This is a genomic window from Tenacibaculum jejuense (genome assembly GCF_900198195.1).
GTDB classification, from domain to species: Bacteria; Bacteroidota; Bacteroidia; order Flavobacteriales; family Flavobacteriaceae; genus Polaribacter; species Polaribacter jejuensis.
Genome location: NZ_LT899436.1, coordinates 1,109,238 through 1,129,319 on the forward strand (window position 1 = coordinate 1,109,238; position 20,082 = coordinate 1,129,319).

Annotated in this window: 17 protein-coding genes; 10 read left to right on the forward strand and 7 right to left on the reverse strand. The window is 28.3% G+C overall.

The features are described 5' to 3' along the window. Nucleotides 1-75: 75 nt before the first annotated feature. From AQ1685_RS05145 to AQ1685_RS05165, 5 genes are all read right to left on the reverse strand, one after another. Entirely contained in the window at nt 76-2,115 is a 2,040-nt protein-coding gene (locus AQ1685_RS05145) for a right-handed parallel beta-helix repeat-containing protein (RefSeq protein WP_095070054.1), read from the reverse strand. Between the two features lie 2 nt (nt 2,116-2,117). Next, entirely contained in the window at nt 2,118-4,166 is a 2,049-nt protein-coding gene (locus AQ1685_RS05150; RefSeq protein ID WP_157730110.1) for a right-handed parallel beta-helix repeat-containing protein, read from the reverse strand. 206 nt (nt 4,167-4,372) lie between these two features. Then, on the reverse strand, nt 4,373-5,452 hold the full coding sequence (locus AQ1685_RS05155; RefSeq protein ID WP_157730111.1) for an energy transducer TonB: 1,080 nt from the start codon (nt 5,450-5,452) through the stop codon (nt 4,373-4,375). A 187-nt stretch (nt 5,453-5,639) separates the two neighbouring features. Continuing rightward, a complete protein-coding gene (gene lysS, locus AQ1685_RS05160) occupies nt 5,640-7,334 on the reverse strand; it encodes a lysine--tRNA ligase (protein WP_095070062.1) in 1,695 nt (564 codons plus the stop codon). Between the two features lie 249 nt (nt 7,335-7,583). After that, nucleotides 7,584-8,090, reverse strand: a complete 507-nt coding sequence (locus tag AQ1685_RS05165) for a DUF456 domain-containing protein (protein ID WP_095070064.1) — start codon at nt 8,088-8,090, stop codon at nt 7,584-7,586. Nucleotides 8,091-8,215: 125 nt separating this feature from the next. Here AQ1685_RS05165 and AQ1685_RS05170 point away from each other — a divergent pair, with 125 nt between their 5' ends. From AQ1685_RS05170 to AQ1685_RS05205, 8 genes are all read left to right on the forward strand, one after another. Next, complete coding sequence (locus AQ1685_RS05170) at nt 8,216-8,671, forward strand: hypothetical protein (protein WP_157730112.1); 456 nt, start codon at nt 8,216-8,218, stop codon at nt 8,669-8,671. Next, on the forward strand, nt 8,664-9,032 hold the full coding sequence (locus tag AQ1685_RS05175; RefSeq protein ID WP_095070068.1) for a BlaI/MecI/CopY family transcriptional regulator: 369 nt from the start codon (nt 8,664-8,666) through the stop codon (nt 9,030-9,032). The genes AQ1685_RS05170 and AQ1685_RS05175 overlap by 8 nt, the downstream gene beginning before the upstream one ends. A gap of 2 nt (nt 9,033-9,034) precedes the next feature. Beyond that, nucleotides 9,035-10,663: a M56 family metallopeptidase gene (locus tag AQ1685_RS05180; protein WP_095070069.1), complete on the forward strand. Its 1,629-nt coding sequence runs from the start codon at nt 9,035-9,037 to the stop codon at nt 10,661-10,663. A gap of 24 nt (nt 10,664-10,687) precedes the next feature. Continuing rightward, complete coding sequence (locus AQ1685_RS05185) at nt 10,688-12,196, forward strand: M56 family metallopeptidase (protein WP_231970252.1); 1,509 nt, start codon at nt 10,688-10,690, stop codon at nt 12,194-12,196. Between the two features lies 1 nt (nt 12,197). Continuing rightward, the gene (locus AQ1685_RS05190; RefSeq protein ID WP_157730113.1) at nt 12,198-13,091 is read left to right on the forward strand and encodes a DUF4350 domain-containing protein; all 894 of its coding nucleotides are present in this window, start codon (nt 12,198-12,200) and stop codon (nt 13,089-13,091) included. A 33-nt stretch (nt 13,092-13,124) separates the two neighbouring features. Beyond that, a complete protein-coding gene (locus tag AQ1685_RS05195) occupies nt 13,125-14,378 on the forward strand; it encodes a tetratricopeptide repeat protein (protein WP_095070072.1) in 1,254 nt (417 codons plus the stop codon). A 37-nt stretch (nt 14,379-14,415) separates the two neighbouring features. Further along, nucleotides 14,416-14,889: a hypothetical protein gene (locus AQ1685_RS05200; RefSeq protein WP_157730114.1), complete on the forward strand. Its 474-nt coding sequence runs from the start codon at nt 14,416-14,418 to the stop codon at nt 14,887-14,889. A gap of 110 nt (nt 14,890-14,999) precedes the next feature. After that, nucleotides 15,000-16,475 (forward strand): SH3 domain-containing protein, encoded by a 1,476-nt coding sequence (locus AQ1685_RS05205; RefSeq protein WP_095070075.1) that lies wholly within the window; start codon nt 15,000-15,002, stop codon nt 16,473-16,475. A 179-nt stretch (nt 16,476-16,654) separates the two neighbouring features. Here the strand turns inward: AQ1685_RS05205 and AQ1685_RS05210 are convergent, their stop codons facing one another. Continuing rightward, nucleotides 16,655-17,197: a hypothetical protein gene (locus AQ1685_RS05210; RefSeq protein WP_095070076.1), complete on the reverse strand. Its 543-nt coding sequence runs from the start codon at nt 17,195-17,197 to the stop codon at nt 16,655-16,657. A 153-nt stretch (nt 17,198-17,350) separates the two neighbouring features. Here AQ1685_RS05210 and AQ1685_RS05215 point away from each other — a divergent pair, with 153 nt between their 5' ends. Further along, nucleotides 17,351-18,133: a hypothetical protein gene (locus tag AQ1685_RS05215; RefSeq protein WP_095070078.1), complete on the forward strand. Its 783-nt coding sequence runs from the start codon at nt 17,351-17,353 to the stop codon at nt 18,131-18,133. A gap of 92 nt (nt 18,134-18,225) precedes the next feature. On the opposite strand, the gene AQ1685_RS05220 is transcribed toward AQ1685_RS05215, so the two are convergent. Next, complete coding sequence (locus tag AQ1685_RS05220; protein ID WP_095070079.1) at nt 18,226-19,425, reverse strand: hypothetical protein; 1,200 nt, start codon at nt 19,423-19,425, stop codon at nt 18,226-18,228. 437 nt (nt 19,426-19,862) lie between these two features. Between AQ1685_RS05220 and AQ1685_RS05225 the strand changes: the two genes are divergently transcribed. Beyond that, nucleotides 19,863-20,033, forward strand: coding sequence for a hypothetical protein (locus AQ1685_RS05225; protein ID WP_157730115.1), 171 nt, complete (start codon nt 19,863-19,865; stop codon nt 20,031-20,033). Nucleotides 20,034-20,082: the final 49 nt, after the last annotated feature.

The window sequence follows — 20,082 nt, forward strand, 5'->3', positions numbered from 1 at the left end:
GAACTAAATCCCCAAAAGAAAAAGAGCAATCGATATAAATTGATTGCTCTTTTATTTTATCTTAAAAATAAAGATTTAGTTTCTTGTATTTCCACTAACAGTATTGTTTGCACCCGAAGGTATATTCTTCATTTCGATTAATTCATAAGAATCTGTCAATGTAAAATTATTATTAATTATTGTAGAATTGATAGACTCATCTACAATTACACCAGTAACATTTTTTGCATCAATCGTATTTTGATTAAACTTAATTCGATCACTTTTTATGATCTCTAAACCTGTATTTATCGTATTATTTATAAGACTTATTCCGACAGCATTAAAAATACGAGATGTTTTTTTTCCGTTTAATACACATCTAGAAATTTCTGTAGTGTACGATGAAAAATCATTAGTTAAGTTTGGTATAGGTCTATTAAATCCATTAACGAATAAAAATCGACCTTCTACATCAACTTTTTCGTCATGAATTTTGATGTTATTACTGTAAACACCAAAAATAATACCTGCACTATTAGGTTCTATGCTCGTATAAGTATTATCAAAAACTTCAACATCTTCAGCTTTTTCAATAATCAAACCTACCTTACAATCAATTACTTTGTTTTGACTAATATTAGCTCTACCTCCAAAAACTTTCATACCTGTAGCAAATCCTTTTACTGTATTATTACCAACATGATTTTCTATGGCATACTGCTGTAGATTACCTCCAACAAAATCGGTATAAAGTCTAAAATCACTAGTTTGTATTCCTATTCTAGTACCTTTTACATTGTCTCTAGCTTCTATAGTATTATTGGTAATAGAGCTTCTTCTTGTATGTCTTTGAGCTATAGAATGATCAGATACATTTCCATTAATATTAACTTTATCACCAGTAAAAACAATGATACTACCATTTTGATTGTTAGTGAATGTATTATTATCTATGGAAACATTTTCTACCCATTCATATTTAATAGCGGAATCGAAATTAAAGCTACTGTATTCAATATAAGGCTCAATATCTATTCCATATTTAGGGTTTGTTCCTGAGGAATTGTAAATAATATTTCCGTTGTCATCACGTAAAACTTCACCTAAACCAGTATTTTTGATTTGGTTGTTTTTAATGGTAATATCTTCTCCATCTGTTATACTAATGTTATTTCTTCTACCTTCATCAATTACACAGTTTTCAATACTAATTTTTTTATTCCATAACGCATTAGGGTTAGTTCTACTTCCTTCATCACCAACAGCTCCAATAACTATACAGTCTCCCGTAGAAGCTTTCAAGTTGGTGCGATTCACTTGAATATTTTCTGAACCTGCTATGGTAATTAAAGTTGGCCACTCGTGTGTATCTCTTGATATACCATGTGCATCTTTATATGGACTGTAATCATGTTCAAATCGATCACCAATTAAATTACCTCCAGTTATTGTGACATTGTTTTTTTCAAAAACAGAAATTAATACACCCCAAGGAATCTTAAAAGGTTGAACTCTTAAAAAAGTATCATTTGTCATTTTTAGATGGAAATCTGAAGGTAAGTGAATAGCGTCTTTGTCTAATCCTCTACCACCTTGCTCAATACCGATTTTAAAATAAGCGTCAAGTTTATCAATAACGAAAGTAGTAGCGCCTAAATCTTTTGATAAATCTATTACTTTCTGTAAGTTCTCTTTATTGGTATTTGCAATTTCGTCGGATACTTTTCCTTGAATAATGTTCCAGTTATCTGGTAGAAAGTTAAAATAGTTATTCTTTAAACTCACATCACCAGAAATACTAACAGAACTGGTTAATAATCGACTATCAATTATTCCATTAGATGTAAAGTTTAATTTTCCGTTGATAATTTTACCTTTATTAAAAACCAATTCTACTCCATCTGGAATAGAGACTGTTTCTCCTTGTAAATCTAAAGTACAGTCTATTGTTTTTTTTGAGTTTGAAGAAAGATTAGTTAATTTAAAATCACATGGTTGAGTATTAATAACTTCGTCTGGTGTATTTCCATCTTCTCCTTCTTGACCAACATTAATAACTTCATCTTTTGAGCATGAAAAGCATGTTATAAGAAGTACTAGATATAGTTTAAAATTGATATTTATTTTATCCATTATTATAATTCTTTAAATTCAACAGTATTATTAACAATGATATTATTCGTATTTACACTAGAGTCAACTTGAAATATGCCTTCAAAAACATTCTTTTTTACAGTAAAATGATTGTTTTTAATTTCTGAGTTAGAAGTGTTTTCTAAACTTATACCATGATAAGTAAGGTTAATAACTTCTGAAGTATTATTATTAAATTTAATATCGGTTACATTTTTCAGTAGAGTTGTACTATATATTTTGTTTTTTAAGATTTCTACACCTCTTGAATTCTTTATAGTTGGTCCTCTAAAAGAGTTGAATTCGCTTTCTCTTATGGTAACTTTGAAGTTATCTACATTCAAATGAAAATCATCATTAGGCATATTAAAATCAATAGATTCTAAATAAAAACCATTCGATAATGTGAATTTTTCGTTATAAATTTCGATGTTGTTAGCATAATCCGTTAAACGAATTGCTTTAGAGGCTATGGCACCAGATGTATAAGTGTTATCATGTACTTTAATGTTTTCAGCTTTATTTATCAGTAAACAAACTGTAGCGCCTTCAACTGTATTTCCAGATACTTCAGCATTATTTCCTCTTATATTATAGCCTCCAAAAAAATTTCTTATGGTATTATTTTTAACATCATTTCCAGTTGCATATTGCTTTAAAGTACCTCCGTCAAAATCAATAAATTTTCTGTAATCACTAGTGGAAATCCCTATTCTTCCCCTTACATCATCTCTTGCTTCTAAGGTATTATTGATGATTTTAGAACCAGAAGTATTGTTTTGTGCAATAACATGATCAGAAAAATTACCATCAATTAAAACATTATCACCTGTATAAACAATTATACTACCAGCTTCATTACCTTTAAAAATGTTATTTCTGATAATTACATTTTCTACCCATTCGTATGTCTTTCTAGATTCAAAAGAAAAATCATCATAACCAACAAAAGGTTCAACATCTAATCCAAACCTAGGAGCTACTCCTGCAGACGAGTATATAGTATTTCCATCATTATCCTTAAGGGTTTCTCCTATTCCAGCGTCTAAAATTTCATTACCTTCAATTAAAATATCTTCACCATCAGTAATACTAATATTATTTCTTCTATTATCAGAAACAATACTGTTGGTAAGACTTACCTTTTTATTCCAAACTGTTTCAGGATAAATTCTATGTCCTTCCGATCCTGTAATTAATCCATCGGCAATAGAAGATTTTAAGGTGATATTATCAATATTAATATTTTCTGAACCCCGAACTAATAGTAATACACCCCATTCGTGCGTGCTTCTTTTAAGACCATGCCTGTCGAAAAAAGGAACATAATCATGTTCGTATCGATCTCCTATAAAATTACCTCCAGAAATCTTAACATTTTCTTTTTTATCGATGGTCATTAAACTATACCAAGGAAATGCATTAGGTTGTACTCTAAACACAGTTTCTTCATGTAAACTTAAATGAAAGTTAGATGGTAAAAGAATGGTATGCTCTATAGTATTTCCATAAGGTTGAGTTTCATCAATTGGTGTAATTTTAAAATACACGTCTATTTTTTCTACAGAAAATTTAGTAGCCCCTAAAGCACTGGTAAGATCAATAGCTTTTTGTAAATTCTTTCTATTTTCTAGTGCTACTTCGTTGGTAACAGTACCTTCTTTCATTTCCCAGCGATCGCCAAAAAAGTTAAAGTTTTCGTTACTTAGTTTTGCATCTCCTGTAATGCTTAACGATAGGTTTAATAAATCTCCGTCAATACTACCATTAGATTCGAAATTAACAACACCATTAATAATTTGTCCTTTATCAAAAACTAATTCAACACCAGAAGGAAGGTTTACTGTTTCTCCTTTTAAATCTAAGACACAATTAATTGTAAGTTTGGTATTAGGGGCTACATTTTTTAGTGTAAAGTTACAAGGTGTAGTATTTACAATTTCATCTGGTACATTGTTATCTTCATCTCCTTGATCAACATTAATAACTTCATCTTTTGAGCAAGACAAGCTAATTAAAAGAATAATTATATTATAAAACCGTAATTTCATTTTGTAATTTATTATGTGGATTATTTCGATATTAAATTACTCTTTTATTTTAAAATCATTGTTCTCATTTATTTATTGCCAGACCACAAATAATGATCGAAAAGCTTCAAATATTTTTTGAGAGTGTTTCTTACACAATTTTCCAGAAAAAAAAGAGCAATCAAATTAATTTGATTGCTCTTTTAATATCCATCATATAGTAAGTTTTAATCATTTAAATAAAATTCAATGGGGAATTGATATTTTGTATTTACTCTTTTATTGTCTTTATATCCAGCCTTTAGTTTTGGAAGTTTTTCAACTAACCTTTTAGCAGCGGTTTCTAGAACTTTACCATCATTCGGACCTTTTGCTTTTATGTTTACTACATCTCCTTCTGAATTAATTATAAAAGAAACATAAACTACTCCTTCTATATTATTATCAAGTGCTTCTACAGGATAAGCAAAATTTTTAATCACATGTTTTTTTAATTCATTAGCAAAGCAATCAAAAGAATCATCGAAACTAGAGAAACATTCTTTAAATGTAGGAGTTCTTTGAAGTTCATCAAAAGTGTAAACTTCGTCAAGATTTATAGTTTTAGTTTTATTTCTAATATTTGTTTTTTTAACTCCAGGAATATCAAACATTATTTTTAAAGTGTATTGAACATTAACTTTAACTCCACTTTGCTTTCCTGGAATAAACGTTGGTAATTTATTTACAATTCTGTTTGCTTCGTCTCTTAGTTCTTCTCCTTTGTATGGGAAAAGTGTATTTGAAATTTCAATATTTCCTTCTTTATTGATAATGAAATTAACTAAAACTCTACCCTGAATTCCTTTGTTGTACGATCGGTTAGGGTATTGAAAATTGTTTTTGATATGTTCTGTAATTTCACTTTTGAAACACTTGTTTTGTTTCATTATAGCAATATCTTCACAAGATTTAAATAAAGGAATTTCATCTACATTAAAGAAAGAGATTGCAGTACCATTATCTACTTTTTTTATAGTTAGACTGTTTACAATTTGCGTGTTTTTTTTAACTTCTGAAATCTTCTTTGAAAAGTTGTTGTTTACACCTTTAACTAAATCTTTTTTTCTTTTGATCCTGCGTCTTGAAGTAACTTGGAATGATACTTTTTTGTTTTTTTTCTTATCATCACTTTTCTCAATAGTACATTTAGTAATACTATTTAAATCTAAAAGCGGATCATCTTCTGGCGTATCACAGGTTTCAGTTTTTTGAGCATATATTAACACAGAAAATAACAATAGAAGAATAGAGAATTTTGTTTTCAAAATAGACTAATTTGGGGATTGGGTCGGCAAATATATTAGTTTTTTTGAGCGAAATTTTAAGTTTAAACTTCTTAATGTTTTTTTAAAATAGTTTACATTTTGATTACGTAAATTTAATATGTACTGGTAAATAAAAAACAGTTCTGACAAGAACTGTTTTAATAAAATTATGTATGTTAAAGTGGGTTTAAACTAAGTTTACAAATAAACCTTCTTCAGTTTTTTCAACTTTTGCTAGATTATTTTTTGTTAAACTTTTAATAGTTTTATCCCATTTTTTATTGCTTAATCCAGATTGAGCTTTTAAATCATTTAACGCTATTTTATCCGCTTTTTCTAATAACGCTAATACTGCTTTTTCATCATCATTTAAAGCTACTGTTGGAGCTTTCTTCTCAGGTTTCATTTGTGGGAAGAATAAAACTTCTTGAATAGATGGATTGTTAGTTAAATACATAATTAAACGATCCATTCCAATTCCAAGTCCTGAAGTAGGAGGCATACCATATTCTAAAGCACGAATAAAATCTTGATCAATAAACATAGCTTCGTCATCACCTTTTTCAGAAAGCTTTAATTGCTCTTCAAAACGTTCACGTTGATCGATAGGGTCATTTAACTCAGAATATGCATTTGCGATTTCTTTACCACAAACCATTAATTCGAAACGCTCAGTTAATTCAGGGTTATCTCTATGCTCTTTACATAAAGGAGACATTTCTTTAGGATAATCTGTAATGAAAGTAGGTTGAATGTAATTTCCTTCACATTTTTCACCAAAAATTTCATCAATTAATTTTCCTTTACCCATGGTTTTATCAACCTCAATTCCCATTCCTTTAGCAGCTTCAAATAATTCTTCTTCAGACTTACCATTAATATCGAAACCAGTAAAATGTTTGATAGAATCTGCCATAGTAACACGTGCATAAGGAGCTTTAAAATCTACATCATGTTCTCCAAAAGTAGCTTTCGTAGTTCCGTTTACTGCAATAGCACAATGCTCTAATAATTTTTCAGTAAACTCCATCATCCAGTTGTAGTCTTTGTAGGCTACATAAATTTCCATTGCTGTAAATTCAGGATTGTGAGTTCTATCCATTCCTTCGTTACGGAAGTTTTTAGAGAATTCATAAACACCGTCGAAACCACCAACAATCAATCGTTTCAAATATAACTCGTTAGCAATTCTCATGTATAATGGAATGTCTAAAGAGTTATGATGTGTAATAAATGGTCTTGCAGCTGCACCACCAGGAATTGGTTGTAAAATTGGAGTTTCTACTTCAAAATAACCAGCATCGTTAAAAAACTGACGCATAGCATTAAAAAGTTTAGTTCTCTTTACAAATACTTCTTTTACATGTGGATTAACAGCTAAATCTGCATAACGTTGACGATAACGCATTTCTGGATCTGTAAATCCGTCGTAAGTATTTCCTTCTGCATCAACTTTAGGTAATGGTAAAGGTTTTAAAGCTTTACTTAATAATTTAAAATCTTTAACCATTACAGTAGTTTCACCTACTTGAGTTTTAAATAACTCTCCTTCAATTCCTACAAAGTCACCAATATCTAGTAACTTTTTATAAACTTCATTATATAAAGTTTTGTCTTCTCCAGTACAAATTTCGTCACGGTTAAAATATACTTGAATTCTTCCGTTACTATCTTGCAATTCAGCAAAAGAAGCCTTTCCTTGAATACGACGAGACATTAAACGTCCAGCGATAACCACCTTTTTACCTTCTTCAAATTTCTCTTTAATTTCCTTAGAATTAGAATCTAATGGGAATAAATCGGCTGGATATGGATTAATACCTAGCTCTCGTAATTTAGCTAGCTTCTCTCTACGTACAATTTCTTGTTCTGATAATTGCATTGATATTCGTTTTATGTAATTGAAATTAAAGGCGCAAAGATACAATCAATTGTAGTATTAAACAATTTCCTTTTTTAGATAAAAAAAGTTTTTTTAAAATATTTTTTGGTGGGTAATTTAAAAGTATATATATTTGCAGGCTGTTTTGTTTTAAAAGCAGCGTTTAGTTGTGTTGTTCGGCAAGAAATTGCCAAGGTTTTGTTAACCAATGGAAAGCTTCCCTGAAACGGGTTGCTTTTTTTATTTGTACTAAAATGTAAAAATTGCAGCTCTATATTCCCATAATTTCACAAAAAACAAGACAAAGAAAATTGATGCAGCTATAAATTTAATTCCTGTTGAAGCTAAGAAGCCTAAAAATGCACCGAATGATGCTTTTAAAGCTTTATTAGTATCTTTTCCATCAAAAACTACTTCGCCTAAAAACGCACCACTAAAAGCTCCGATTAAAATTCCAAATGGAATAGGAGATAGTAAACCTACAATTAATCCTATAGTTGTTCCATAAGCCCCATATTTAGACCCACCAAATTTTTTGGTGCCTAATGCAGGTATAAAATAATCTAAAATAAAGATAGCTAATGCCACAAATAATGTGATACCAAGGAATGTCCAATTCTGAGGAATCGCTCTAGTTAAATGTAAAAGTAATAATCCGACCCAACCAGTTACAGGACCAGGTAGTACGGGTAAAAAGGAACCAATTATTCCTAAACAAATAAAAATCAATCCTAAAAGAGTTAATAAAATATCCATCAATACATATGACGATAGTATCGATGAAATGTTACTTTATAACTAAAAAATTAGTTTAAACTAATTTTTTAGTTATATTTGTAGAGGTTAAATAAAAAGTTGATATGAAGTGAATTGTGTTTTTATTGAGTGTAATAGCTCTTTTTATTGCTTGTGAAAACAGTTTAAATAGAGTAGTAGGAGTACATGATAAAATAAATTTTGAAAAATTTAAAAATCAAGAATTAGATAAATCCTATAAAAATTTATTGAATCCTAATAATACAACTGAAGAAGAATATAAAGCTATAATAAATTCATGGAAAGAGTATCACACAAAAGTGAGTTCAATTTTACAAGAGAATAATTTTTCGTGGGGAGTAAAAGATCCATCGGTTACTATATTCAATAAAATTTATTTTAATAAAGAAGGTAAAGTAAATCATATTTTAGTTAACGTAAAGAATGAAAAAGTAAGTAATGAAGTAAAATCGGCTTATGTTACATTACTGAAAAATCACATTAATGAGTTATCAATTAACTTAAAAAGAGGAAATCAATTTGCACAGTGTGGCAAAATAAAATATAAGAATTATGAGTAAACAATTAACAAAAGCAGAAGAACAAATAATGCAAGTTTTGTGGGAGTTAGAAGTTGCTTCTGTTAAAGAAGTTATAGAACAGTTACCAGAGCCAAAACCAGCTTATAATACTGTTTCTACAATTATAAGAATTTTAGAGACAAAAGAATTTGTAGATCATAAAGCTAAAGGAAGAGGTTACGTTTATTATCCGCTTGTAAAAAAAGAAGACTACAGTAACCAGAGTATACACAAGTTAATGAATGGATATTTTGGAGGGTCATTTAAGAGTCTAGTTTCATTTTTTATGAAAGAAAATAAAATGGATCTTAAAGAATTAGAGAGTATTTTAAAAGAGGTAGATAAGAATAAAAAGGAATAACGATGAGTACTTACATTTTACAAGTTATAATGTTTCAAACATTGTTCTTAATTGTTTACGATTTCGTACTAAGTAAAGAAACTTTCTTTTCTAAAAATAGATGGTATTTAATAGGTTCTGCACTATTATCTTTTGTATTACCAATAATTAAGATACCGACTTTTCAACAAACTGTAGAAAAGGAGTATTCAGATTTCTTACCAGAGCTCACATTATCACCAGAGATAATTATTGAACAACAAGAAACTTCAATTATTACAGAATCTTTAAATTATACAAGTATTATTTTCTATTCAGGAATTTTTGTGTTTACTCTTCTTTTTCTATTAAAGTTAAGTAAAATTGCAAGCTTACTAATTCGAAATTCTAAACATAAAAAAAAGCAATTTACACTTGTGTTATTACCAAGTTCTACAAAAGCTTTTTCTTTTTTCAATTTTATTTTTTTAGGAGATCAAATTACTACAGAAAACAAAGAGAATATCATAGCTCATGAGTTGGTACATATTAAGCAAAAACATTCTATAGACTTGTTGTTTTTTGAACTGTTAAAGATAGTCATGTGGTTTAATCCTTTGGTTTGGTTATATCAAAAAAGAATAACATTAGTTCATGAGTTTATATCCGATGATATTGTAAGTAAAACAAAAGAGAGATCAAGTTATATCAATAGTTTACTGTCAGATGTTTTTCAGGTAGAAAACATTGTGTTTGTAAATCAGTTTGCGAAACATTCATTAATAAAAAAGAGAATCCATATGATCACAAAGAAAGAGTCAAGAAAAATAAAACAACTTAAATATTTACTAATAATACCTACATTATTTAGTATGCTATTTTACACCGTATGTGTAAGAGCTCAAGAGAATTTATCTGTTTTAGAAGATTTATTGAAAGAAGAATTACTCCTGAATAATGAAATAACAGGAAAAGAAGATGAGAGATTAGTAGAAAAGGAGAAATTTGAGGAAAGAAATAAAACCAAAGATCAAACCTCACCTCAAAAGCAGAATACTCCTAAATTAATTTCTAAGAAAAAAAATAATAAGCGTAGCAATATTAAAAAGGAAACTAAAGAAATTAAAGAGAATATTATAAAAAAAGATACCCTAGTTATTGAAGAAAAACCCGTAGTTGAAGTTGTAGCAACGCAAAAACAAGAAGTTACAACTGAAGAATTATTAGCAGAAAATAAAACACAAATAACTGCAGATAGATCAGAAAAAACTGAGGTAGTTACGAATGCAGCAAAAGAAGAAGTAATTCAAGAGGATGTTAAAGAACTATTCCCGTTGTCTCAAGTAGATAAATTTCCTTCATTCATAGGTAAAGGATTTGGCAAAGAAGCTTTTGATAATCACATCACATACCTTATGAGGTATAAAATGGATTGGAGTCCTTTTGGAAATATGTATAAAAAAGAAGATGAACAAACCTATGCATATTTTCATATTAATAAAGAAGGGAAAATAGAAAATATTAGAATAAGAACTAAAGATCCAAGAATAAGAAAAGGACTGATAAAATTTATAAAAAGCTGGCCTCCAATAAATCCGGCAGAATATAGAGGGAAACCAGTAAAAGTATCTTATGTTTTACCGGTAAAGTTTAAAAAAAATCAAAGAGATTAATTTATTTCTAAAAGACCAATAATCATGCTTACATACATCATTCAAGTAATTTTATTCCAAGTTTTATTTTTGGTTATTTACGATTTCGCTCTTAGTAAAGAAACTTTTTTTTCTAAAAATAGATGGTATTTAATAGGCACGATACTCTTATCTTTTTTATTACCGTTAATTAAAATTACAACTGTAAAAGAAACGATAACAGAAGAGTATTTAGTTTTATTACCAGAAATAATTTTATCACCAGAGAAGGTAATAGAGAAGCAGCAATGGTACCAGTCAATCAATTATTTAGATTTTATTTTTTTGGGAGGGTTACTGGTGTTCTTAATTGTTTTTTTAATCAAAATAACGCAACTTTTCAACTTAGTTTATAAGAATAATGTAGTTAAAAAAGAAGGTTACAGTTTGGTTTTGATACCAAATACCACAAAAGCTTTTTCATTTTTCAATTTTATATTCTTAGGAGAAAAAATTTCTGATGAAAAAACAGAAAAAATAATAGCACATGAGTTGGTGCATATCAATCAAAAGCACTCTTTAGATTTACTCTTTTTCGAAATTTTAAAAATCGTAATGTGGTTTAATCCTATGGTAAGAATCTATCAAAAAAGAATCACATTAGTTCATGAGTTTCTGTCAGATGAAATTGTAAGTAAAACTGCAAATCAAGGCAACTATATCAATAATCTATTATCTGAAGTTTTTCAGGTACAAGAGATGTCGTTTGTCAATCAATTTTATAAAAATTCATTAATAAAAAAGAGAATAGCTATGATGACGAAAAGTAGATCAAAACAAAGTAAGCAATTAAAGTATTTAGTTTTAATACCTGTTTTAATAAGTATGTTGTTTTATACTGCTTGTTCAGAAAAAGAAAGTATATCTATTTCACCAGTTTTAGAAACTCAGAAAATATTCACAAGCTTAGATAAAAAACCTGTAGAAACAGATCGACAAAGTTATATGGATTTTTACATGGGCGACAAATTACCTAACACGAAAGAATATTCATTAGAAGAATTGACTGAGGAAGAAAAAGAAGAGTTTTTAGCAATGACAGAAAAGTTTAAAGATAATAGCACTGTACAACTAAAAATTTTTGAAGGATTGAATAATAGAAAAGTAGTCGCATTCTCACTTTTTATAAATAAATCTGAATTAGGAAAATATGAAAGAAAACAAGGAGATATGGTTCCAATGATTGAATTAGATGTTTTTCCAACTTTTCCAGGTTGTTCAGATGGAGATAAAGATTGTTTTTCCAAAAGTATGACTGATTATGTAAAAGAAAATTTTGATGTTTCGCTAGCAGATAATTTGAATTTAAGAAAAGGAAAACAAAGAATTTTTGTAAAATTTAAAATTACTAAGACAGGAAATATTGAAGATATTGAAGTAAGGGCACCACATCCAGATTTAAAATCACATGCAGAGCAATTAGCAAAAAATCTTCCACAAATGAAACCTGGAGAAAAAGATAATAAAGTTGTAAATGTAGGTTACGTTTTACCAATTACATTCAATGTACAATAAAATGAAGTTGTTTAAAACGTTACTGTTTTGTTTTTATAGTTGTTATCTGTTTTCTCAACAAGTTCCCGATAGTTTGTATGTACCAAATATTGTTAAAGAAAAGAGAAATGTTATTATATATGTAGATGAAGCACATAATAATTTTCATACAATAAATAATCGTTTTTATCCTTTTGCTAATGTTTTAAGAAAATCAGGATATAAAGTAGAATCCTTTACAGAGAAGTTTTCTAAAAAGTCATTAGCAAATATTAAATTGTTAGTTATTTCAAATGCATTGCATGAAAACGCTAGAGGACCGTTTGTAATTCCAACACCTAGTGCTTTTAGCAAAGAAGAAATAAATACAATTAAAGATTGGGTTAAAAAAGGAGGAGCTTTGTTTCTAATTGCAGATCATATGCCTTTTGCTGGGGCAAGTGAAGAATTAGGTAAAACATTCGGATTTCATTTTTATGACAGTTTCTTATTGGATGAAGATATGAGAGGTATTTTCGATTTTAATAAAGAAAATAAGATGTTAGCAAATCACGATTTAACTAAAGGAACAGTAAGATTTAAAAAAGTAAATTCCATAAGAACTTTTACCGGTCAAGCATTTCAAATTCCAAACAAAGCAATTTCAATTTTAAAAACTACCGAAAAACAAACTGTTTTTTTACCAGATACCATGTGGCGATTCAATAAAAATACCAAACGTTTTCCGGCAAAAGAATTATCACAAGGGGCTATTATGAATGTAGGAAGAGGTAGAATTGCTGTTTTTGGAGAAGCAGCGATGTTTACAGCTCAGCTCGCTGGAAGAAATCGTTTTAAAGTAGGAATGAATGCATCAGAAGCTTCAGAAAATCATAAATTACTACTGAATTTAATTAGTTGGTTAGGAAACGAATAAAGTACTTTACATTTAGAAAAATATTAATAATACATGGGAAAGAGAGTTTTAATTGTTTTAATTGTTATGCTATTTACAAAAGCTGAAGCACAGACTTCAGCTTTTGAAACAATAGATAATTTAATAGAATTAGGTAGATATAAAATTGCATTACAAAAACTAAAAAGTTTACCATCATCATTCGAGAAAGAAACTAGAATGGCAAAACTATTCGATGTTTTAGATGATCACAATAAAGCAATATTACATTACAAAAAAGCTTTAACGATAAAAGAAGATTATAAGACTAAAATTAAGTTAGGAAAATCGCTTTTAAAAGAAAAAAGAATAAAAGAAGTCGTAACTCTTTACGAGGAAATCTGTGAAAAAGATCCAGATAATTTAATAGCAAAATATACTTTAGGAAAAAGATACTTACAATTAAGAAAGTATGAAAAAGCCAAAACTATTTTCAAAGATTTAATCAAAAAAGATGGTGAAAATCCTAATTATTATTACCAATTGGCATTAACTATGCCTCAGTATAAGAAAATTTTTAAGCGAATAGATAATTATTTAATAGCATATAAATTAGATAATTCGCATTTTAAATCAATTGAAAAATTAGCCAAAGGTTTTACAACAATTAAAGATAGAGATTCTGCAATGCTTTTTGTAAATAAAGGATTGAAATTACGTCCAGATCATATTGATTTAAATCGACTTAAAATTAATCGATTCTTTGCTAAGAAAAAGTATGATAAAAGTATAGCTTTATTAAATCATATCGATAGTGTTCAACCAAACGAACGTTATACTCATATTATGTTAGGTAGATGTTATTTTAATCTTGAAAACTACGATGAAGCTGAAAAACATTTCAAATTAGCAAGTCATTTAGATGATGAAGATTTTAAAAGTTCAATTTATCTTGGGGATATTGCTATGATTAGAAAAGAAACAAGAAAAGCTATGTTTCATTATTTAAGCGGTACTAGTAGAGGAAAAAGAAAGAGAGACCGAGCTTACATGGGATTAGCTAATGTTTTTACAGAAATGAAAAAGCCCCAAAAAGTATTAGAAGCTTATAAAGATGCTGTAGATGAAAACTATAAAAACTATAAAGCTCTCTTTGGCTTAGCAAAACAATCAGATTTGTATTATAAAGACAAAAAGATAGGTTATAAACTCTATAAAAGATACCAAGAAAGATTTACAGGAAAAGATACGATTGCAGATAATTATATCAAAAGTAGATTAAAAGAGATAAAAAAAGAGTATTTCTTAAAAGGAGAAGAAATAGAATAGCTATTTTTTCCTATTTTCACTCTAAAATTCTTAACGAGTGATTTTTAGAACCATTATTTTTTTTGCGATCATGTTGTGTTGTATTTCTTGTGAATACATATCTGGTGGTAAAAAAAATAATGGTGTTTTAAACGATACTATTGTCGATTTTTCTACCGTTGATGTTTCTCCGGCTTTCAAAGAATGCGAAACACTTTTAGATAACGATAAAACAAATTGTTTTCGAGCTAATATCAGACAAAAGTTTACTAAAGCATTACAATCATTTAATATATCTACTCACGATGAAATAAATGAAACGGTTACTGTTGTTTTGGTGATTGGAAATACAGGTAAGATGGAAATCAGCGATATTCATACTTCAGAAGTTATAGAAGAAAAATTACCTGAATTACCTCAAATATTAGATTCTATAATAACTCAAATGCCAAATTTACTCCCGGCAACAAAACGAGGGATTCCTGTTACTACTCAGTACGAATTACCTATAGAAATTAAAACAAAAGAATAAAATGCTTTTTTTTGAGTTATAACTACAAAAATTGATGTAAAGAAAGCAGATATACATTTTTTAAAAGAATTTGTAGTCAGTTCAATTACATTTGAATTAAAATTATACTGATGAAATTATTTTGGAAAACTACATTAGTGATCATTTTCATGATTTTAGCTGTAAACTGTAAAACGAAAGAAGCTAATACTAATGTGAATTTAAGTTTAAATACAGATGTTACAACTAAACTTAAAACACAAATAAATAAAGAAATAGAAAAAGAATTCGATTCAAAGTTTTTGTCTAGAGGTGAATTAGTCATTAAAAAAAAGGAAGTATTAATTTTCGATTTCAATGAAGATGATCTATTAGATGGTGTTGCATTTTTAAGTTTTTTTAGTGCAACAGATAAATCCTTTAAGAGATCGATTATCATGTACTACAAAAATGATGGTAAGCAACTTATTTTAAAAGATAAAATAAAGAAAGACTACTGTGTGTTTCCAGAAAAAGATGCAATAAAAAATATCCAATTCGAAGCAGCTCCAAAAATATATACAAGTCAAGTTAAACCTAATGAATTAGGTCTAATTGATGAATCTTTAAAACAAGAAAGTATTATTTCCTTAGCCGATGATAAATTAATTTATGGCGAAGTTATAAGTTCAGATCATTATGATGTTAATAGTTCTCATAAAGTAGAGCAAGAAAATTATTATAAATATACTTCAGCAGCAAACGGACTTATATATAGAGATAAACCAGATGGAAAAGTATTAGGAAAGTTTCCCTACGGAAAAGAAGTTCATGTGGTTGGAAAAACTGGGTTAAAAAAGACAATTTACGATCAAGGAAAAGAAGTAGAAGGCGAATGGGTTGAAGTTGCATTAGATGAATATTCTGAAAAGAAAGCTTTTATATTTGATGGTTATTTAAAAGAAATACACGAATTAGATCGACAAAGATTGATAAAGGTAGCACCAGTTGTGTTTGAGAAGAATCGAAAAAAAGGATTAATCTTACCTGGAACATATAAGGTTTTTAATCAAAAGTTAAAACACACAAGTGATATTACTGTAGATGGTATCAGTGAAGTTTATGTAGTTAAAAAAACAAAATATAAACGTCCTTTACTGTCGAATCAAAAGTATTGTGAATGGGCAAATTATGTAGAGGTCATTTTAGCTAGAGAACATTTTATCTTATTTGGAAAAAATATCATCTCAATATCTTCAACAGAAGAAGTTAAACTGTCCGAGACTAAAAAAGTAGCTTTAGTATTAGGTGAAAATTACACAATGGAAGCTTCAGACGAAGATGGACTTACAGGTTGTGATGATTATAGTGATATCTTTTTAAAAACAGGGAATAGATACGAAGTATTGTATCATAAGCCTGAAAAAGTAGGGGATAAGTTGGTTGCAAAAGTATTTGTTCATGATGAAGGTATGAGTGAACGAATATCAGAAATCAAAGTAGAAGACAATACTATTCTTTTACGTATAGCGCAAGGTTTCCAAGAAGGAACAGGTTCTTATAAAATGAAAATTTTCAAACAAGATAAATGGTACTGTACAGAAACCGATCATAAAAGAGAATATTAAAAAATCTATTGTGTATTTGGAGTAAAATTCTGTCAATTCGGATGATTTATTGAAATGAAGAAAAACTATATCGAGAAAAGATTTTTAACTTAAAGATAGTTCTCGATATACTTTTTCGTACCTCAAAAGCACTCGAACTGACAATTTAGAATTGTTTAAGTTTTTAAATGCACAATAGATTAATAAACTAAAAAGATTGTACTTAAAGCAATAAGTAATATAAAAGGTCCAAAAAAGAAAAATAAAGCAATAGTTAACCAAATTATTAGCTTTGTTTTGCTGAAATCAGAAGGTTTGTCTTTCAAGAGTAATTTATTTACATGGTCAAGAGATAGATTCATGATACTTTCTTTAGAGACATTTTGATCAATTAAGCCATAGTATTTTAATCCTTTTTTATAACCATTAATAACTTCTTTAGGATGAATTAAAAAACTAAATCCCATTGCCCAAATACTCATAATTCCAATAGAAAAGTGTTTCCACATTCCAGTAGCAATTTCCCAACCAGCGATATAAGCTTCACCTTTCCAAGTTGTATCACAATCAAATAAAATATGCTGAATATCGTGTATATAAACAATCTTTTTTCTGAAGTCAGAATTAGGTAGCTTTAGAGAAAAATATTTAAAATGAAGTGAGAAAAAATCTTCATTTTCACCACCGTTTTCTGCTAAATTATTTTCAGTATAAAATTGATCTAATTTTTGAGCAATTGTCATAGTTACGGTACTTTAAGTGTAATTATATAAGCTACAGTAAAATTATAGTTCGTAATTGAAGAATATCTTGACAATTATCAAGAAATTTAAATTCTTTCGTGTTAAAAGAATTTAATATGTTAGTTTTGAGACTAATTAACTCAAACTTAAATTATGAAAAGAATTGCTTATTCATTAGTAATTGCCTTAACTCTAGCATTTTTAACGAGTTGTGAAGTTGAATGGGAAACAAAATTCAATAAAGATGGAGGCGGAAAATACAGTATGATTATGGATATGTCTGCCATGTTAGAAATGACAGCAGGAATGCCGAGTAACAAAAAAAAGAAAGAGAATGAACTAAAAGATACGGTTATCGATTTTTCTAAAATTTTAGAAGAGAAGAAAGATAGTATAGCTAAACTTCCAGCAGAAGAGCAAAAGAAATTAAAAGAGTTAGAAGATTTAAAAGTCACTATTGAGGCAGATACAGCTATTAATAAAGCAATAGTTAGAATTGATTATGATTTTGATGATTTAGAAGATTTAAAGTCTGTTGGAAAAAAAATGAGGCTAGCCGACCTTGATAAGTTTGTCAAAATGGGGAGCAAAGGAAAAATGAAGAAAGAAAAAGAAGATGAGGCAGAAGAAAAGGAAGATGATAAATTCCCAGCGATTACTGATATGTTAAATATTGAGTATTCAGGTAAAAAATTCGTTTCTAAATTATCTGAGGAGGCAACAAAAGAGATCAAGAAAAATTCTGGTGATAATAATCCTTTCGCAAGTTTAATTAAGTTTAAAGTAAGGTATATTTTTCCTCACAAAATAAAGAATGTAAGTAACGAAGATGTTCGAATTTTATCTAGTTTTAAAGGAATAGAATTTAATGTAAGTGTTGCTGATTTAAGTAAAAATCCAGATTACTTAAATGTCGAGGTAGAGTTCGAAAAGTAATACAACTGTAAAACTAAAATACTGAAAGACCTGTGAAGTTTTTATAATATCACAGGTCTTTTTGTATTCCAATAAATATTGTTCAAGTTATTTTAGCGATTCTTATTTAGCTGATCTCTTTGCGATTTACATTCCATGATTTTTTTAATCGCATTATCATTATTCGGATTTAAGCTTAACGATTTCGCGTAATTTTTTATGGATGTATTCCAATCTTTTTTATCAAAATAAGCCTCGCCTAAACTATCATAAAGATCAAAGTCATTAGGCATTAATGAAATTCCGTAGTTAAAAATTTTAATAGCTGTTTCAGGATCTTTTTTGTCTTTTAACCATTCATATCCTATAACATTTATTCCCCAATTTAATCCCTTGTTTTTTAATTCTTCTTCAGAATATTGTTCAGGATTCATTTTTTCTTGAAGGAATAAAACAGGATTTTTAGTGTCATTATATTGGGTATAATGTTTATAAGCTATCGATTCTTTATTCTTCTTAAATAAGTCAATCATCATTGTTTTATGATGTCCTTTTTTTAATTCCTTTTTCAAATCTATTTCTACATATTCACTAAAATCTGTGTATAAATAAACTCTAATTTTAAGTGAAGTTAAATCATAAATTGTCGAAAACTGTGTGGCAGTAACTTCTGAACTTTCAGTTTTCATATGATTCATAACTCGACTACAATAATCTAAACTAGCTTTACCTTCTGTTGTTTTTAAAAATTGTAAACCTTTCTGAAACCTAGGAATATCAACTTCTTCAACAGACTTTATTTGAGAATAGTAAAAGTTTGAAAATGATTTTTCTTCATCATCTCCTATAATTAATAATTCGCCTTCAACTATTAAATATGTTCCAGATTGATCTACAAAAACTAACATACTGCTAGAAAGAAAGCTTAAATCGATAGTTTCTAAGTATTCTTTAACTTCTTCAACATTGGCCATAGTTTGCATGATATTTCTAATGGCTTTAACAATTGATACTTTAGTTTTTCCTTCGGTATTTGTAATAGGTAATTCTGAATTTGCAAAGCCATCAAATACTAAACCTGCTTCATTTATAGCACCTTGAGCAAAATTATTAATTCTACCCATGTACATGACGCCAAACTTTTTATCTCCAGCGTTCTCAAACCAAAATTGATTATTCGGACTTAGAAAATCTTCGTTATTACCAACAAATGTCTTTCCGTTTTTAGTTATTTTATACATACTACATGTATGCCCAATACTGGGATATAATAAAACACTAATTAGTAGAGTAAGGATGAATTTATTTTTCATTTGGTAATCTTTGATATAAAGACTACGCTTTTTTTTAGTTGTTACTCTTTTTCAAATACTGAGATTAAATTTTTATAAAAAAGTACGGGCGATCCACACCAAAAGTGTGGGTAACCCGAACTATATTTTAAGCTGATAATCATATTTTTATTTCAAAAGTGTCTATGATGAAGAAAGCTATTTTATTATTTATTTTTTTAAAATCGATAATGATGTTTTCGCAAGAGAAAAAAGAGATTGTTTTTCTTTTTTTTGATAAAAATGATTAAAAAAAGTGTACAATAGAAGGTGAATCCACCTATAAAAATTCCAAAGGAAAATATTTAGTAAACAGATTTGAAAAGGAGAAAGAAAAAAAGAGAATACTTTTTAATATCTGTGATGAGAGATTCTCTTTTAATAGAAACTCAAAAATAGACACATTTGATATCAAAAACTTGAGTGAACTAAATATTAAAAGTTTAGAATACATAAAAAACAAGTATAACAAAGCAAGAGAATTTAAGCATCATGTATTTAAAAAGATAAATATTGTAGAGAAAATTTCTGATACAAAAATAGTCAATTATTACGATGTTTATTGGATTGGAGCTTGGGTAGAAGATTAGCAAATTTTAAGTTAACTAGAGGTATTATTTAGGATGATATGATTAAAGT

Coding starts and splice junctions, on each gene's coding strand:
- AQ1685_RS05210 (WP_095070076.1), bottom strand. CDS start 17,197: ATGACAATTGCTCAAAAATTAGATCAATTTTATACTGAAAATAATTTA.
- lysS (WP_095070062.1), bottom strand. CDS start 7,334: ATGCAATTATCAGAACAAGAAATTGTACGTAGAGAGAAGCTAGCTAAA.
- AQ1685_RS05215 (WP_095070078.1), top strand. CDS start 17,351: ATGAAAAGAATTGCTTATTCATTAGTAATTGCCTTAACTCTAGCATTT.
- AQ1685_RS05150 (WP_157730110.1), bottom strand. CDS start 4,166: ATGAAATTACGGTTTTATAATATAATTATTCTTTTAATTAGCTTGTCT.
- AQ1685_RS05165 (WP_095070064.1), bottom strand. CDS start 8,090: ATGGATATTTTATTAACTCTTTTAGGATTGATTTTTATTTGTTTAGGA.
- AQ1685_RS05205 (WP_095070075.1), top strand. CDS start 15,000: ATGAAATTATTTTGGAAAACTACATTAGTGATCATTTTCATGATTTTA.
- AQ1685_RS05175 (WP_095070068.1), top strand. CDS start 8,664: ATGAGTAAACAATTAACAAAAGCAGAAGAACAAATAATGCAAGTTTTG.
- AQ1685_RS05185 (WP_231970252.1), top strand. CDS start 10,688: ATGCTTACATACATCATTCAAGTAATTTTATTCCAAGTTTTATTTTTG.
- AQ1685_RS05145 (WP_095070054.1), bottom strand. CDS start 2,115: ATGGATAAAATAAATATCAATTTTAAACTATATCTAGTACTTCTTATA.
- AQ1685_RS05195 (WP_095070072.1), top strand. CDS start 13,125: ATGGGAAAGAGAGTTTTAATTGTTTTAATTGTTATGCTATTTACAAAA.
- AQ1685_RS05190 (WP_157730113.1), top strand. CDS start 12,198: ATGAAGTTGTTTAAAACGTTACTGTTTTGTTTTTATAGTTGTTATCTG.
- AQ1685_RS05220 (WP_095070079.1), bottom strand. CDS start 19,425: ATGAAAAATAAATTCATCCTTACTCTACTAATTAGTGTTTTATTATAT.
- AQ1685_RS05180 (WP_095070069.1), top strand. CDS start 9,035: ATGAGTACTTACATTTTACAAGTTATAATGTTTCAAACATTGTTCTTA.